At 70.2% G+C, this 14,062-nt stretch carries 10 protein-coding genes; 7 read left to right on the top strand and 3 right to left on the bottom strand.

The features are described 5' to 3' along the window. Positions 1-24: 24 nt before the first annotated feature. From ACIBVQ_RS08570 to ACIBVQ_RS08560, 3 genes are read left to right on the top strand one after another with little or no spacing between them, the layout of a single operon-like run. Complete coding sequence (locus ACIBVQ_RS08570; protein ID WP_352010072.1) at positions 25-2,601, top strand: N,N-dimethylformamidase beta subunit family domain-containing protein; 2,577 nt, start codon at positions 25-27, stop codon at positions 2,599-2,601. Beyond that, complete coding sequence (locus ACIBVQ_RS08565) at positions 2,594-4,345, top strand: CocE/NonD family hydrolase (RefSeq protein ID WP_399176461.1); 1,752 nt, start codon at positions 2,594-2,596, stop codon at positions 4,343-4,345. The genes ACIBVQ_RS08570 and ACIBVQ_RS08565 overlap by 8 nt, the downstream gene beginning before the upstream one ends. After that, the gene (locus tag ACIBVQ_RS08560; protein WP_352010070.1) at positions 4,345-5,343 is read left to right on the top strand and encodes an aldo/keto reductase; all 999 of its coding nucleotides are present in this window, start codon (positions 4,345-4,347) and stop codon (positions 5,341-5,343) included. Before ACIBVQ_RS08565 ends, ACIBVQ_RS08560 begins: the two co-directional genes overlap by 1 nt. A 137-nt stretch (positions 5,344-5,480) precedes the next feature. On the opposite strand, the gene ACIBVQ_RS08555 is transcribed toward ACIBVQ_RS08560, so the two are convergent. Together ACIBVQ_RS08555 and ACIBVQ_RS08550 are read right to left on the bottom strand one after the other, a co-directional pair. Beyond that, the gene (locus ACIBVQ_RS08555) at positions 5,481-5,945 is read right to left on the bottom strand and encodes a hypothetical protein (RefSeq protein WP_352010069.1); all 465 of its coding nucleotides are present in this window, start codon (positions 5,943-5,945) and stop codon (positions 5,481-5,483) included. Between the two features lie 478 nt (positions 5,946-6,423). Beyond that, complete coding sequence (locus ACIBVQ_RS08550) at positions 6,424-7,077, bottom strand: FHA domain-containing protein (protein WP_352010068.1); 654 nt, start codon at positions 7,075-7,077, stop codon at positions 6,424-6,426. 181 nt (positions 7,078-7,258) lie between these two features. Between ACIBVQ_RS08550 and ACIBVQ_RS08545 the strand changes: the two genes are divergently transcribed. The 3 genes from ACIBVQ_RS08545 to ACIBVQ_RS08535 all read left to right on the top strand — a co-directional run bounded on the left by ACIBVQ_RS08545 (position 7,259) and on the right by ACIBVQ_RS08535 (position 10,028). Further along, the gene (locus ACIBVQ_RS08545; protein ID WP_352010067.1) at positions 7,259-8,380 is read left to right on the top strand and encodes a citrate/2-methylcitrate synthase; all 1,122 of its coding nucleotides are present in this window, start codon (positions 7,259-7,261) and stop codon (positions 8,378-8,380) included. Between the two features lie 43 nt (positions 8,381-8,423). Then, the gene (locus ACIBVQ_RS08540) at positions 8,424-8,711 is read left to right on the top strand and encodes a DUF3017 domain-containing protein (protein WP_352010066.1); all 288 of its coding nucleotides are present in this window, start codon (positions 8,424-8,426) and stop codon (positions 8,709-8,711) included. Between the two features lie 102 nt (positions 8,712-8,813). Then, the gene (locus ACIBVQ_RS08535; RefSeq protein ID WP_352010065.1) at positions 8,814-10,028 is read left to right on the top strand and encodes an NADP-dependent isocitrate dehydrogenase; all 1,215 of its coding nucleotides are present in this window, start codon (positions 8,814-8,816) and stop codon (positions 10,026-10,028) included. A 109-nt stretch (positions 10,029-10,137) separates the two neighbouring features. On the opposite strand, the gene ACIBVQ_RS08530 is transcribed toward ACIBVQ_RS08535, so the two are convergent. Beyond that, on the bottom strand, positions 10,138-11,667 hold the full coding sequence (locus ACIBVQ_RS08530; protein ID WP_399176457.1) for a hypothetical protein: 1,530 nt from the start codon (positions 11,665-11,667) through the stop codon (positions 10,138-10,140). A 198-nt stretch (positions 11,668-11,865) separates the two neighbouring features. On the opposite strand from ACIBVQ_RS08530, the gene ACIBVQ_RS08525 reads away from it, so the two are divergent. Beyond that, positions 11,866-14,061: a protein kinase gene (locus ACIBVQ_RS08525; RefSeq protein WP_386193692.1), complete on the top strand. Its 2,196-nt coding sequence runs from the start codon at positions 11,866-11,868 to the stop codon at positions 14,059-14,061. Position 14,062 lies beyond the last annotated feature (1 nt).

Here is a 14,062-nt window from a genome sequence, read left to right as displayed (position 1 = left end):
CGACCTGCTGCCTAGCGTTAAGTCATGGAATCCTCAGTTGTGGGCATTAGGGCGCGGTTCGCCGAACGCCGCGTCGAGCAGCTACGTTCGTTGATCACCGAGGACCTGGTGACCGCGTGGATCCACGATCCTGAGGCGGTTCACCGGGAGCCGCTGAGTCTGCTGGCGAACTTCCTCGGCCAGCGGGCCGCGACCGAGCGCCTGTCCGTCTACGAACAGACCAGGCGCGAGGTCTGGCGGCTGGTCCGCCCTCCGGCGCGGCGCGGCGAGACCTACCGGCTCGCCGACCGGCGGGAGTTCACCAGCCTCAACGAGGCACGTGAGGCGGGCCTGCGGCGCGAGCTGTTCGACGTCTTCGGCTGGGGAGAGCCCTCACAGGACGCGATCGACGGGCCGGAGCTGCGGCACGAGGGACCGGTCCTGCTCGGTTACGCCGACCGGGTGAGCGCGGCCCCCGGCGACCGGATCACGTTCATGGTCAGCGCCGAACAGGTCGCCGAGTACACCACCGAACTGGTCCGGGTGCGGCACACCGACGACAACCCGGAAAGCCCCGGTGTCCGGATCGAGCAGGTGCCCGACGTCTGGCAGGGCCGCCACACCGGCCGGGAACAGCGGGTACGGCTCGGCTCGCACATCGCCGTCCGCGACCCGCACGGCGCTACCACGGGCGCGGACGGCTTCACCGTCGCCGCCTACATCTACCCGACCTGCGTGACAGGCAGGCCGCAGGTCGTGGTGTCCCGCTGGGAGGAGGGCCCGCGCGGTTACGCGCTCGGCCTGGACGAGACCGGGCGGCTGACCCTCTGGCTCGGCGACGGCTCCGGCGAGAGCGCGGTCCACGCCGAGACCCCCCTCCCCCTGCACCGCTGGTACGGCGTCGCCGCCTCCTACGACCCGGAGACCGGGCGCGCCACACTGGTCGCCCGGCCGCTGGTGACCGGGGTGAACAGCCGGGTGAGCCCGATCGTGGTCGACGACCGGCCCCAGGTGACCGAGCAGGACGTCGAGGGCGGCTTCGCCCCGGCCGAGCACGGTGACCTGCTGTTCGCGGCCCGCACCCCCGAGGACGACCACTACAACGGCAAGATCGAACGGCCCGGCGTGTGGCCGTACCCGCTGGCCAGGGCCGCGCTGGTGGTCGCGGTCTCCGACGACCACGACGCCCCGCTGCGCTGGTCCTTCGAGCCGGGGGAGACCGCGGCGTCGCTGGTCGTGCCGTGCGTCGGCCGTCCCGGCCTGGACGGCAGGCTGGTGAACCTGCCGGTGCGCGGGGTGACCGGGCGTCACTTCACCGGCCGGATCGAGCACTACGCCGCCGACCCGCGCGGATACGCCGCGATCCACTTCCACGAGGACTCCCTGGCCGACGCCGGATGGGAGCCGAGCCACGAGTTCACCGTCCCCGACGACCTGCCGAGCGGCGTCTACGCCCTGCAGGTCACGGCGGCCGACGGCTCCTGCGAGCGGGGCATCCCGTTCGTGGTGCGTCCCCGCCCGGGAACCGCCACCGGCAGGCTCGCCCTGCTCCTGCCGACCGCGACCTACCTGGCCTACTCCAACGAGCGCGGTCTCGGCCACGTGCCGGTCGTCCCCGACGGCACGGTGTTCCTCGAACACCGCTACGACCTGGGGCACTCGGCCTACGCGAGGTACACCGACGGCAGCGGCGTGAGCTACATCTCGTGGAGCCGCCCGATCCTCACCCTGGCGCCGGGCTTCCGCGTCCACCTGTCGCCGTTCATGCTGGCCTCCGACCTGTACTTCCTGGACTGGCTCACCGAGCTCGGCTACTCCTTCGACGTCATCACCGACCACGACCTGCACGCCGAGGGCGTGGACCTGCTGCGCCCCTACGCCGGGGTGATCAGCGGCAGCCACCCGGAGTACGCCACCGAGCAGATGATCGACGCCATCGAGACGTACGTCGACGGCGGCGGCAACTTCGCCTACCTGGGCGGCAACGGCTACTACTGGGTGGTCTCCTTCCACCCCGAGCTGCCGCACGTGATGGAGCTGCGCCGCGGTGAGAACGGCACCAGGAGCTGGCAGGCCCAGACCGGCGAGCACCACCACGCCACCACCGGTGAGCGCGGCGGCCTGTGGATGAACCGCAGCCGCCCGCCGCAGAAGGTGTTCGGCGTCGGCTTCAGCGCCCAGGGCAGCGGCCCCTCCGGCCGCTACCGGATCGGCCCCGACGCCGTGCCCGAGGACCTGAAGCACCTGCTGGACGGCGTGCCCGAGGTGTTCGGCGACTCCGGGCTGGACGGCGGAGGCTCGGCCGGCGGCGAGATCGACCGCTACGACCTCTCGCTGGGCAGCCCGCCCGAGGCGGTCGTGCTGGCCACCTCAGAGGGACTGCTCGACGGCTACCAGTTCGCCGTGGAGGAGCTGAGCGGCACGCACCCGGGCCACGGCGGATCGGAGGATCCCGAGGTCCGCTCCGACATCGTCTACTTCCACACCCGTGGCGGCGGCTCCGTGTTCGCCACGGGCTCGATCTCCTACAGCGGTGGGCTTTCGGCCCACGGCTACGACAACGGGATCTCCAGGATCACCCGCAACGTTCTCGACCACTGGCTGGGTAAGAAGAATGATTGAGTCGCTCTCGGTCGACCGGATGGTCGCCATCCCGATGCGGGACGGCACCGTCCTGCGCGCCGACATCTACCGTCCGGTCGGGCAGCGCTGCCCCGCCCTGATCTTCCGCACGCCGTATGACCGCACGGGCCTGGGCATGTACGGCACGCTCGCGCTGCGGGCGGCATCGAGCGGCTTCGCCGTCGTGATGCAGGACACCCGGGGCCGGGGCGCCTCGGGGGGCCGGTTCACACCGTTCGTCCACGAACGCGAGGACGGCTACGACTCGATCGACTGGGTCGCCTCCCAGTCCTGGTGCGACGGCAACGTGGGCATGTTCGGCGGCTCCTACGACGGGGTGACCCAGTGGCAGGCCGCCATGTCCGGGCACCCGGCGCTGAAGGCGATCGCCCCGAACGTCACGGCCTCCAGCTACCACCACGGCTGGGTCTACCGGGGTGGCGCGTTCCAGCTCAGCTTCAGCCTGGGCTGGACGCTCTCGCTCGCCGCGCACAACGCCGCCCGTGACCCCTCGGTCTCCGGCGAGGTGCGCGGGGCGCTGACCGACGCCCTGGACGACCTGCAGGACACGGTGCTGACGCTGCCCCTGGACAAGCACCCCTACCTCGACGGTGTCGCGCCGTACTACCGGGAGTGGCTCAAGCACCCCACCTACGACGAGTTCTGGGAGCGGCTCGACGTCTCCCGCGCCTACCCCCAGATCAACGTGGCCGCGTTCAACATGGGCGGCTGGTACGACACCTTCCTCGGCGGCACCCTGGCGAACTTCGCGGGCATGCGTGCCGAGGGCGGCGAGGCGGTACGCGACCGGCAGCGGCTGCTCGTCGGGCCGTGGCCGCACGAGGGCCTGTTCAGCGGCAACCCGGTCGGTTCGTGGAACTTCGGCGGACGCTCGACCGGAGGCGCCCTCGACGTGGACGGCCTGCAGCTTCGCTGGTTCGACCGGTGGCTGCGCGACGGCGGCGACTCGGCGGGGGAGGACCCGCCGGTGCTGCTGTACGCCATGGGGGCCGGCCAGTGGCGGGTCGCCGACTCCTGGCCGCTGCCGGGCACCGACTACCAGGACTGGTACCTGCACAGCGGCGGCCGGGCCAACACGCTGCACGGCGACGGACGCCTGTCCAGGGACAGGCCCGGTGCGGAGCAGCCGCCGGACAGCTACGTCTACAACCCGCGCAACCCGGTCCCCACGCTGGGCGGCTCGCTGTGTTGCAGCCCGGTGCACACCAAGGGCGGCGTCTACGACCAGCGTCCGATCGAGGAGCGCGAGGACGTGCTCGTCTACACCAGCGAGCCGCTCGGCGAGCCGCTGGACGTCACCGGCCCGGTCTCGGTGGTACTGCACGCCAGCACCTCCGCGCTGGACACCGACTGGACCGCCAAGCTGGTCGACGTCGGCCCCTGCGGCTACGCCCGCAACATCACCGACGGCATCCTGCGCGCCAGCCACCGCGACCCGAAGGCCGGGCTGAACCCGGTCGTCCCGGGAGAGATCGTGGAGTACCACCTCGACCTCGGCGCGACCAGCAACGTGTTCCAGCCGGGGCACCGCATCCGGGTGGAGATCTCCAGCAGCAACTTCCCGCACTTCGACCGCAACCCCAACACCGGTGAGCTGCCCGGCAGGTCCACCGAGATGATCAGCGCGTTGCAGAACATCCATCACGCGGGCCTCAACCTCTCCCGTGTCGTGCTGCCGGTCGTCAGCCCGGAGGCGACGCGTCCCTACCACACGGAGCACTGATGTCCATCAACGAATTCCGCCGGCTCGGCCGTACCGGGCTGGAGATCAGCTCGGTCGGCTTCGGCAGCTGGGTCACCGGCGGCCCGGGGCTGATGGGCTGGGGCTCCCAGTCCGACGAGGACTCGATCGCCGCCATCCACCGCGCCGTGGCGGGCGGGGTGAACTGGGTGGACACGGCGGCGGTGTACGGCTTCGGCCACTCGGAGACGGTCGTCGGCCGCGCCGTGGCCGCGCTGCCCGCCGCCGACCGGCCGCTGCTGTTCACCAAGTGCGGCCTGGTCTGGGACGAGAACGGCGTGGAGAGCCAGAACCTCACCCCGGAGTCGATCCGGCGTGAGTGCGAGGACTCGCTGCGCCGCCTGGGCGTCGACCACGTCGACCTGTACCAGATCCACGCCCCCGACCCGCAGGGCCCGCCCATCGAGGAGTCCTGGGGCACCGTGCTCGAACTGGTGAAGGAGGGCAAGGTCCGGCACGCCGGGGTGTCCAACTTCGACGTCGAGCTGTTGGAACGGTGCGAGGCGGTCGGCCCCGTCGAGACCCTTCAGCCGCCGCTCTCGCTGATCCACCGTGACTCGGCGGCCGACGTGATCCCGTGGTGCGCCGAGCACGACACCGGAGTGATCGTCTACAGCCCGATGGCGGCCGGTCTGCTGACCGGCACGTTCACCGCCGAGCGGGCCGCCGCGCTGCCGTCCGACGACTGGCGTTCGCGCAACGACGAGTACAGGGAGCCGGCCCTGTCGCGCAACCTGGCGCTCCAGGAGGCTCTGCGGCCGATCGCGGAGCGCCACGGGGTGCCGGTCGGCGCGGTGGCGGCGGCCTGGACGACGACGGTGCCGGGGGTGACGGCGGCGATCGTCGGCGCCCGTAACCCGGGGCAGGTGGACGGCTGGCTGCCCGCCGGATCGCTCAGCCTCACCCGGGAGGACCTGGCCGAGCTGGTGGCGGCGCTGCGGGAGACCGGTGCGGGGAGGGGTCCCGTCCCGGAGGCCTAGATGTGAACGGAAGCGGGCCGGGCGGAGTCTCTCCGCCCGGCCCGTTCTCGTCCCCGGGCCCGCTCCGGGTGACGTCCCATGAACGGGCGTGGGCCGGGTGGAGAGTCTCCACCCGGCCCACGCCGCCCCCCAACCGATCAGGTGTGGCGCGGCACGTTCTCGTCCGAGGCGTAGGACGGGTTCAGCGACAGCGCGATGAACGTGAACGGGCGGTTCACGTAGTTGAACCCGAGCGGGCAGTGCCGGGTGCCCGCGGGGATGAACACCGAGCCGGTCGTGTTGACCGTGTGCCGCTCGCCCTCGATGTCGAGGTACAGCTCCGCGCCGAGGTCGTGGATGTTGTCGGGGTCGTTGCCCATCCAGATGAGGACCTCGTCGTAGGTGTGCTCGTGGTCGTTGACCCAGTGCACCTGCTCCGTCGTCGGGTTGATCCAGCTGTAGGCCATGTGGACCGTGCTGAGGTCCACATCGATGGAGCGCATCAGTCCGAAGGGGTCGCCGATGTTGGCCGGACGCTCGCCACCCGCGGCGGCGCCCTCGTTCACCAGGTCGTCGGCGCAGTCCCGCATGTGATGGACGAACAGGTGATCGTACTTGCCCATGCCTCTCCTCGCTCCTTCACGTCAAGCGGTCGTTTCCGCACTTGAATGGTGCTTCTTGGGGCATAGGCGGAAAAAGACACTTATGACAGCGCTCATGTCACTGAACCTGTCATCAAGGGGACGATCCGGTCGTCAGTACCGGGCTCCGCGGCCGGAAAGGGCCATGAGATGAGCGCGAATCCGCTGGTCAGCGCGTTGGGCCGGTTCGCGGGCGAACGCGGGGCCGGTCAGGAGATCGTCACTGAGCGGCCGACACTCGCCGTGGTCTGTCACTTTTTGCCGGTTTCTGGCGGGCCGTGCCGTCCCGGCCGTGAAGGGCCGCGCGGGCCCGGTCCGAAGGTCACGCGGGACGCGGTCACGCCGCCCCGAAGAAGGCTGCGGACATGACGGAGCACGGTGTGCCGGAGGGAGGCACACCGTACGCTCGTGCCGACGGAACACCCTGCCCCAGACCCGGGGGCGGGACACCGGTCGCGGGCTAGGAGGCCCGGCGGTTGGCCGTCGTGGTCGCGGGTTGCGGCTCCGGAGGACCCGCCGCGCGTTGCGGCGGCACCACCGGAGTCGGCCTGACCAGACCGAGGGCGACCACTTCGTTGGCCAGCCGCGTTCGGCGGTTGGTGCCCTCGGGTATCCGGAACTTCTGGTACAGCCGCAGCAGATGCTGTTTGACCGCGGCCTCGGTCACCACCAGGTCGTCGGCGATCTCCCGCGCGGTCGCGGGAGCGACGAACGCCTCGTCGGAGAGGGCTGGACGGCACAGTGATGTCAGCACGTCCACCTCCCGGCGAGTCAGCTCGGGCGCCGCTGCGCGGCGCAGTTCGACCTCTGGGGCGAAGTCCTCGCGCGGGACCCCGCCTATCCTGCCCCTCGCGGCGCCGAAGGAGACGACGTCGCCGTCGTCGAGCACCCTTCTCGCGATCGGCCTGCCGTTAACCCGTGTGCCGTTGCGGGACAGGCCCAGATCAACGACATACAGGTAGGGGCCGCGCCGGACGAATTCCGCGTGCAGCCGGGAAACACTTGGATCGTTGAGCCGGATGTCTACTCCCCGGCCACGCCCGATCGTCGTGATCTCGGGGCGCAACGGGACAACCTCGCCTGTGTCCTCGATGCGTATGAACGGCCCCTCCACGGCAGTTCCTCCCCAGGTAGCCCGCCGTAACTATTCCTACAGCTGCGGCTTACCCAAACGAGGGGAAGGGGAATCGCCTTTGCCGTGAGGAGAATCCCACGTGAAATTGGCCTTGACCTCTTGGGAAGGTTTGTCCTGCTCACAGGTAGACTTCGCTGGAAGAAAAGCGGAGGAAACAGTCATGGCGGACAAGCCCACAAAAGGTCTCGCAGATGTCGTAGCCGCGTCCACGGCGCTCAGCGACATCGACGGACAGGCCGGTCGTCTCTTCTACCGCGGTTACGACATCCACGATCTCGCGGGCCGTACGACCTTCGAGGAGACCGCGCACCTGCTCCAGCACGGCAGCCTCCCGACCAGGGAGCAACTCGCCGACTACGGCGCCGAACTCGTCAGGGGGCGCACGCTCGGCGCGCTCGCCGAGGCGAACATCCCGGAGATCGCGGACAAGCAGGCTCCCATGGAGGCGCTGCGCACGCTGGTCTCGCTGGCCTCGGGCGACGATCCGGACAAGGATTCCAACAGCCCGGAGGCCAACCTTCGCAAGGCGGCCAGGCTCACCGCCCAGCAGCCGATCCTGGTGGCCCGCTACCACGCGGCCAGGACCGGCGCCGAGATCCCCGAGCCCGACCCCGAGTTGAGCGTCGCCGCCAACTTCCTGCTCCAGATCACCGGCCGGGTCCCCGACCCGCACGCCGTCGAGATCTTCGACACCTGCCTGGTCCTGCACGCCGACCACACCATGAACGCCTCGACCTTCGCCGCCCGCGTCTGCGCCGCGACGCTCTCGGACATGCACTCGGCCATCGTGGCGGCCATCGGCACCCTGAAGGGCCCCCTGCACGGAGGCGCGAACGAGCAGGTCATGCGCACCCTTGAGGCGCTGGACCCGGCCTCGGTCGCCCAGTCCGTGCGTGACAGGCTCGCCGCCCACGAGAAGATCATGGGCTTCGGGCACCGGGTCTACAAGACGGAGGACCCGCGCGCGACGCACCTGCGCAGGATGTCGCGGGAGCTCGCCGAGGCCTCCGGCGACGACACCTACTACCGGATGTCCAAGGAGATGGAGGAGGTCGTCTTCGAGACGAAGGGCCTCTACCCGAACGTGGACTTCTACGCGGCGACCGTTTACCACTATCTCGGTATCCCGACCGACCTGTTCACTCCCGTCTTCTCGGTCAGTCGCATGTCAGGATGGACCGCACATGTCATCGAACAACACGCGGACAACCGTCTGATTCGCCCGGACAGTGAGTACGTCGGCGAGCGTGACCAGAAGTGGAAGCCGATCGACGAGCGATGAGCCGGACACGGGAAACGCAGGAGAACGGGCGCGGAGGCGAACGGTGAACGCGGGCGGTGTCCCCAGGGAACGGTGGGGACCGTACCCCGTGGTCCTGGCCGGCGCGGTTCTCGCGGTGGTCTTCGCCGTGCTGGCCGACCCCGAGTGGGGAGGCTTCGCCCTCGGCGCCGTCATGGCGCTGGGCGCGCTGCTGCGCCTGGGCGGGGGAGGGCGGCTCGCCGTACGCCGCAAGGCGACCGACGCCGTCACCTTGGCGATCTTCGGCATCGCGCTGATGGTGGGATCGCTGTTGTTGCAGTATCCGTGGCTCATGCCGCGATATGGCAGATGACAGGGGGCGTCGCAGGGCGGTCAAACCCGTCCGATAGCCTCAACGGCCAGTGAGCCTCAAGGACTGTCTGGCCAGTGTTAGTTCAGAAGGGGAACCACACGCATGCCCAAGATCAAGGTAGAGGGTCCCGTCGTCGAGCTTGACGGCGACGAGATGACCCGGATCATCTGGCAGTTCATCAAGGACCAGCTGATCCTTCCCTACCTGGACGTCGACCTGAAGTACTACGACCTCGGGATCGAGCACCGTGACGCGACCGACGACCAGGTGACGATCGACGCCGCCAACGCGATCAAGCAGTACGGCGTCGGCGTCAAGTGCGCCACGATCACTCCGGACGAGGCCCGGGTCGAGGAGTTCGGTCTCAAGAAGATGTGGAAGTCCCCGAACGGGACGATCCGTAACATCCTCGGCGGTGTCATCTTCCGCGAGCCGATCATCATGTCCAACGTGCCGAGGCTCGTGCCCGGCTGGACCAAGCCGATCGTCGTCGGCCGTCACGCCTTCGGTGACCAGTACCGCGCCACCGACCTGAAGGTCCCCGGCGAGGGCACGCTGACCCTCACCTTCACCCCGAAGGACGGCTCCGAGCCGATCGAGCTCGACGTCTACGACTTCCCCGGCGGCGGTGTCGCGCTGGCCATGTACAACCTGGACGAGTCGATCCGCGACTTCGCGCGGGCGTCCATGCGGTACGGCCTGGCCCGCAACTACCCGGTCTACCTCTCCACGAAGAACACGATCCTCAAGGCCTACGACGGCCGCTTCAAGGACATCTTCGCCGAGGTCTACGAGACCGAGTTCAAGGCCGAGTTCGAGGCCGCGGGCATCACCTACGAGCACCGTCTGATCGACGACATGGTCGCCGCGGCGCTCAAGTGGGAGGGCGGCTACGTCTGGGCCTGCAAGAACTACGACGGTGACGTCCAGTCCGACACCGTCGCCCAGGGCTTCGGCTCGCTGGGCCTGATGACCTCCGTCCTGCTGACCCCCGACGGCCGCACCGTCGAGGCCGAGGCGGCTCACGGCACCGTGACCCGTCACTACCGTCAGCACCAGAAGGGCAACCCCACCTCCACCAACCCGATCGCCTCGATCTTCGCGTGGACCCGGGGCCTGGCCCACCGCGGCAAGCTCGACAACACCCCCGCGGTGATCGACTTCGCCGAGAAGCTGGAGCAGGTCTGCGTCGAGACCGTCGAGGGCGGTCAGATGACCAAGGACCTCGCCCTCCTGGTCGGCGGCGACGCCAAGTGGCTGACCACCCAGGACTTCCTGGGGGCCCTGGACGAGAACCTCAAGAGGAAGATGGCCTGAGAGGTCGTTCCCCACGCGGAGGGGTCGCCGTCACGGCGGCCCCTCTCCTTCCTCCGTGCCACGAACGCGCAGGAAGCGTTCCCCCGTGCCGGGAAACCAGAGGCCGCGCTCACGGCTCGGTCAGGTCGCCGAGCACGATCGAGTCCCCGTCCGGCAGCCCGGCGATCCGGTGCAGCCGTCCGGTGATCGCGTCGACCCTGAAGAAGCCGAGCAGGTCCCCGGTCCGCCTGTCGGTCAGCTTGACGACGACCTCGCGGACGTTCGCCCAGCCGACGACCTCGGCGGAGGTGGGGTCGCCCAGCGAGGGCATCGGCAGGTCCTTGAAGACCTTCCTGGTCCTGGCGTCGATGACGTGCAGGCGGTCGCTGTCGTCCCCGCCCGGCTTGACGGCGGCGGTGAACCTCCCGCTCGGCGAGTCACGCCAGACCCGGTAGGTCTGCCGCATCCAGTCGGCCGCCTTCTCCGCGGCCGTCGTCTGGCCCGCGGGCAGCGACGTCGTGGCGCCGGTGGCGAAGTCGGTCCGCAGCCGCCGTCCGTTCAGTTCGACGACGAAGAAGCCGCCGTCGCGCGAGACGCTCACCCCGGTCCCCGTCTCGGTGTCGGAGGGGGCCAGGACCGGCGACAGGTACTTCTTCTCGCCGCTGCTCAGGTCGTGGGCGACGTAACGGCCCTCCGCGGCGCTGAGATAGGCGATACGCCGCCCGTCCCCGCTGACCGCGGGTGACAGGCTCCAGTAGCTCCAGTCGTCGCCGTGCGCCAGATGCTGGGCCGCGTCGGGCACCTTCACGGTGGACTCGCAGTGGCCGGGACGCTCGCACTCGACCGACTCAAGCGCGGGACGGCCCTCGTCGCCCCCGGCCAGCTTCAGCGTCCAGCCCGCGCAGGTGACCTTCCCCGCCCGGGAGGGGGCGGGCCTGCCGTCGGTCGAGGCGCCGTCGTCGGGACACTTGTCCGGTACGGCGTAGCGGATCGTGAACGACGTACGGGGGGTCTGCCAGGCCTGCGGGCCGGGACCCACGGCCGACCCCACCCCGGCCGAGGCGATCTGGTTGCTCTCACCGAGCGCGGAGTTCCACACCTGCCCCTGCTGCAGGGTGAAGGCGATGAGACCCACCGGGATCAGGCCCGCGGCCGTGGTCAGGAGCACCCCCCGGACGCGGCGGCGGCGCAGCGCGCGCACGGACCTGACGGCGAGGTCGGGGACCGACGCCTCGGCCGCCGTGGCGGCCAGCCTGGTGGTCAGCCGCTTGGTGTCGCCCTTGGCCAGGGTGGTCACCGCCTCGGAGACCTCCGTCTCCACGGCCTCCCGGGACAGGCCCAGGGCGGTGGCCACCTCCTCGGGGGTCCTGCCGTCGTGCAGGCACGCCACGGCGATCACCCGCCGGACCGGCGGGAGCCGCAGCAGGGCCGTGGCCCTCGTCGTGACGGGCCGCCGCAGATAGCGGCGGTACATCGTGATCTGGGCGTGAACGGTGGGGTTCTCCCAGAGGGTCGGGGGCCAGCTCAGCCCGACGGAGCGCAGGGACCACAGGACGAGCCGCAAGGCCTGGTCGTGGCTACCGGTCAGGAGCAGGGCCGTACCGACCAGGAGACGCTGATCGCGCTGGATGAAGTCGCGATAACCCGTGTATCGGCGCATCAAGGATTGGCTCCGCTTTGACTGAAGGAACGGTCAACGGTAGCGATCTAAGCGCGTGCCGCGCCATCTTGGGGTGGTTTGTCGGTAATCGGGCAGGTCGGCGTGTCCAGATGACCCGCCACAGACCGTACAAGACGGAGATGGGGGCGCGGGGTCGTAAAGTTTGGCTGGTCGGGGAGTCACCGGATCGTGAGGACGATGATGCCGCAGATCGCGCCGCTGGGGGCGGGGGAACCGCACCAGCTCGGGCAGTTCCGCATTGTCGGCCGGATCGGGGAGGGCGGCCAGGGGATCGTCTACCTGGGCGAGACCCCCGAGGGGGAACGGGCGGCGATCAAGCTGCTGCACGTGAAGTTCTCCGGCGACACGATCGCCAGGTCCCGCTTCGCCAGGGAGGCGCGAGCCGCCCGCCGGGTCGCCTCCTTCTGCACGGCGGGCGTGATCGACGTCGACCTGGACGGCGACACCCCCTACATCGCCAGCGAGTACATCGAGGGCAGGTCGCTGCGGGAGGTCGTCGAGGCCGAGGGGCCGCTGCGCGGCACCGCGCTGCAGCGCCTGGCCGTCGGCACCGCGACCGCCCTGACCGCCATCCACCAGGCCGCGATCGTGCACCGCGACTTCAAGCCGGACAACGTGCTCATCGCCGCCGACGGGCCCAGGGTCGTCGACTTCGGCATCGCCCGCGTCATCGACTCGACCGGCACGATCACCAGCAGGGCCATCGGCACCCCCGCCTACATGGCCCCGGAGCAGGTCTCCGGGGGCGACGTCGGGCCGCACACGGACGTCTTCGCATGGGGGGCGACCATCGCCTTCGCCGCGACGGGCGAGACGGCGTTCGCGGGCGGTTCGATCGCGGTGGTGCTCAACCGCATCCTCAACCACGAGGTCGACCTTGGCGACCTGCCCGAGCCGCTGCGCGGCGTGGCCGCGGCGGCGCTGTCCAAGGCGCCCGGCGAGCGCCCCTCCGCCGACCAGATCCTGCTGCGCCTGCTCGGCCACCCGGAGACCGTCAACGCCTCGCCCGCGGTGCTCAACGAGGGGGCGCAGGTCGCGGGCCCCGAGGACGCCACCAACCCCATCAGGATGCCCGTCTCCGAGTCGCCGCCGACCGTGCAGATCCCGCGCCCCCCGCAGTCCTCGCTCTCCCAGATCTCCCGCCCGCGGATCCCGTCGGCCGAGCACCCCCAGGCTGACCGCCCCCAGCCCGAGCGGTCCCAGACTGAGCGCCCTCAGACCGAGTGGTCCCAGGTCGAACGCCCCCAGATCGAACGGTCCCAGCCCGAGTGGTCCCAGCCCGAACGTCCCCAGGCCGAGCGGTCCCAGCCTGAGTGGTCCCAGGCCGAGCGGTTCCCGGTGTACGGCGAGCGGCCGGCCCAGCATCAGACAGGGCCGGCGCAGCCCGCCTACGGCCCGTCCGGGGGGTACGCCGAGCAGCCGCCGAACTGGCAGGCGACGGTCGCGAACCAGGCCTCCGCCCCGGAGCCCCGGCGGCGTTCGCGGGGACGCTGGATCGCGGCGGCGGTGGCCGTCCTGCTGGTCGCGGGAGCGGGCGCGGTCGCCTACTTCTCGGGCTGGCTGCCGAGACTGGCCGGACGCGTCCAGCAGTCGACCCTGACGCCGGTCACGCCGAGCCCGAAGACCTTCTCCTCGGTCGTGGACAAGGCGGCGAGCACCCACCGGCTGACCATCGGCATGCGTGACTTCCTGCCCGGCGTCGCGCTGAACAACGAAGGCACCTGGCAGGGGTTCGAGGTTGATCTGGCGACCGCGATCGCCAAGAAGCTCGACGTGCCGGCGAGCGGGATCACCTTCAGGGGCACCTCCCGCGAGGAACGGCCGAAGCTGCTGGCCTCAGGGGACCTCGACCTGGTCATCTCGACCTACTCGATCAACAAGACGGACGCCGTCACCTTCGCCGGGCCGTACTACGTGGCGCACGTGGACGTGCTCGTCAAGGGAGGTTCGGCGATCTCCTCCGTGGCGGACCTCGAAGGCCGCAAGCTCTGCCAGCCGGGGGCGAGCGCCTCGGTCGGCGCCCTGCAGGACGTGGTCAAGCGCCTGGACCTGGTCGCCGCGAGCACCTACACCGAGTGCATGAACATGCTGCTGGCCGGGGACGTGGACGCGATCCCCGGCGACGACCTGGTGCTGGCGGGCTTCGCCGACCGCGAGAGCATCCGCTACAAGGTGGTCGGGCTCAAGCTCACCGACGAGCGCTACGCGGTGGCCCTGCGCAAGGGCGACCAGCGCACCTGCAAGGCGGTCCAGGGCGCGATCGTGAGCCTCTACCGCGACGGCACGATCAGCAGGCTGCTCGACCGTCACTTCTCCAAGGTGGACTTCTCCACCAGGGAGGACACCCTTCCCACGATGGCCGGGTGCGGCTGAG

The sequence above is a fragment of the Streptosporangium sp. NPDC049376 genome, from assembly GCF_044466505.1.
Classification (GTDB): Bacteria; Actinomycetota; Actinomycetes; order Streptosporangiales; family Streptosporangiaceae; genus Streptosporangium.
This window is presented reverse-complemented; position numbering and strand designations above follow the sequence as displayed.

Coding starts and splice junctions, on each gene's coding strand:
- ACIBVQ_RS08525 (WP_386193692.1), top strand. CDS start 11,866: ATGATGCCGCAGATCGCGCCGCTGGGGGCGGGGGAACCGCACCAGCTC.
- ACIBVQ_RS08570 (WP_352010072.1), top strand. CDS start 25: ATGGAATCCTCAGTTGTGGGCATTAGGGCGCGGTTCGCCGAACGCCGC.
- ACIBVQ_RS08530 (WP_399176457.1), bottom strand. CDS start 11,667: ATGCGCCGATACACGGGTTATCGCGACTTCATCCAGCGCGATCAGCGT.
- ACIBVQ_RS08565 (WP_399176461.1), top strand. CDS start 2,594: ATGATTGAGTCGCTCTCGGTCGACCGGATGGTCGCCATCCCGATGCGG.
- ACIBVQ_RS08555 (WP_352010069.1), bottom strand. CDS start 5,945: ATGGGCAAGTACGATCACCTGTTCGTCCATCACATGCGGGACTGCGCC.
- ACIBVQ_RS08560 (WP_352010070.1), top strand. CDS start 4,345: ATGTCCATCAACGAATTCCGCCGGCTCGGCCGTACCGGGCTGGAGATC.
- ACIBVQ_RS08535 (WP_352010065.1), top strand. CDS start 8,814: ATGCCCAAGATCAAGGTAGAGGGTCCCGTCGTCGAGCTTGACGGCGAC.
- ACIBVQ_RS08545 (WP_352010067.1), top strand. CDS start 7,259: ATGGCGGACAAGCCCACAAAAGGTCTCGCAGATGTCGTAGCCGCGTCC.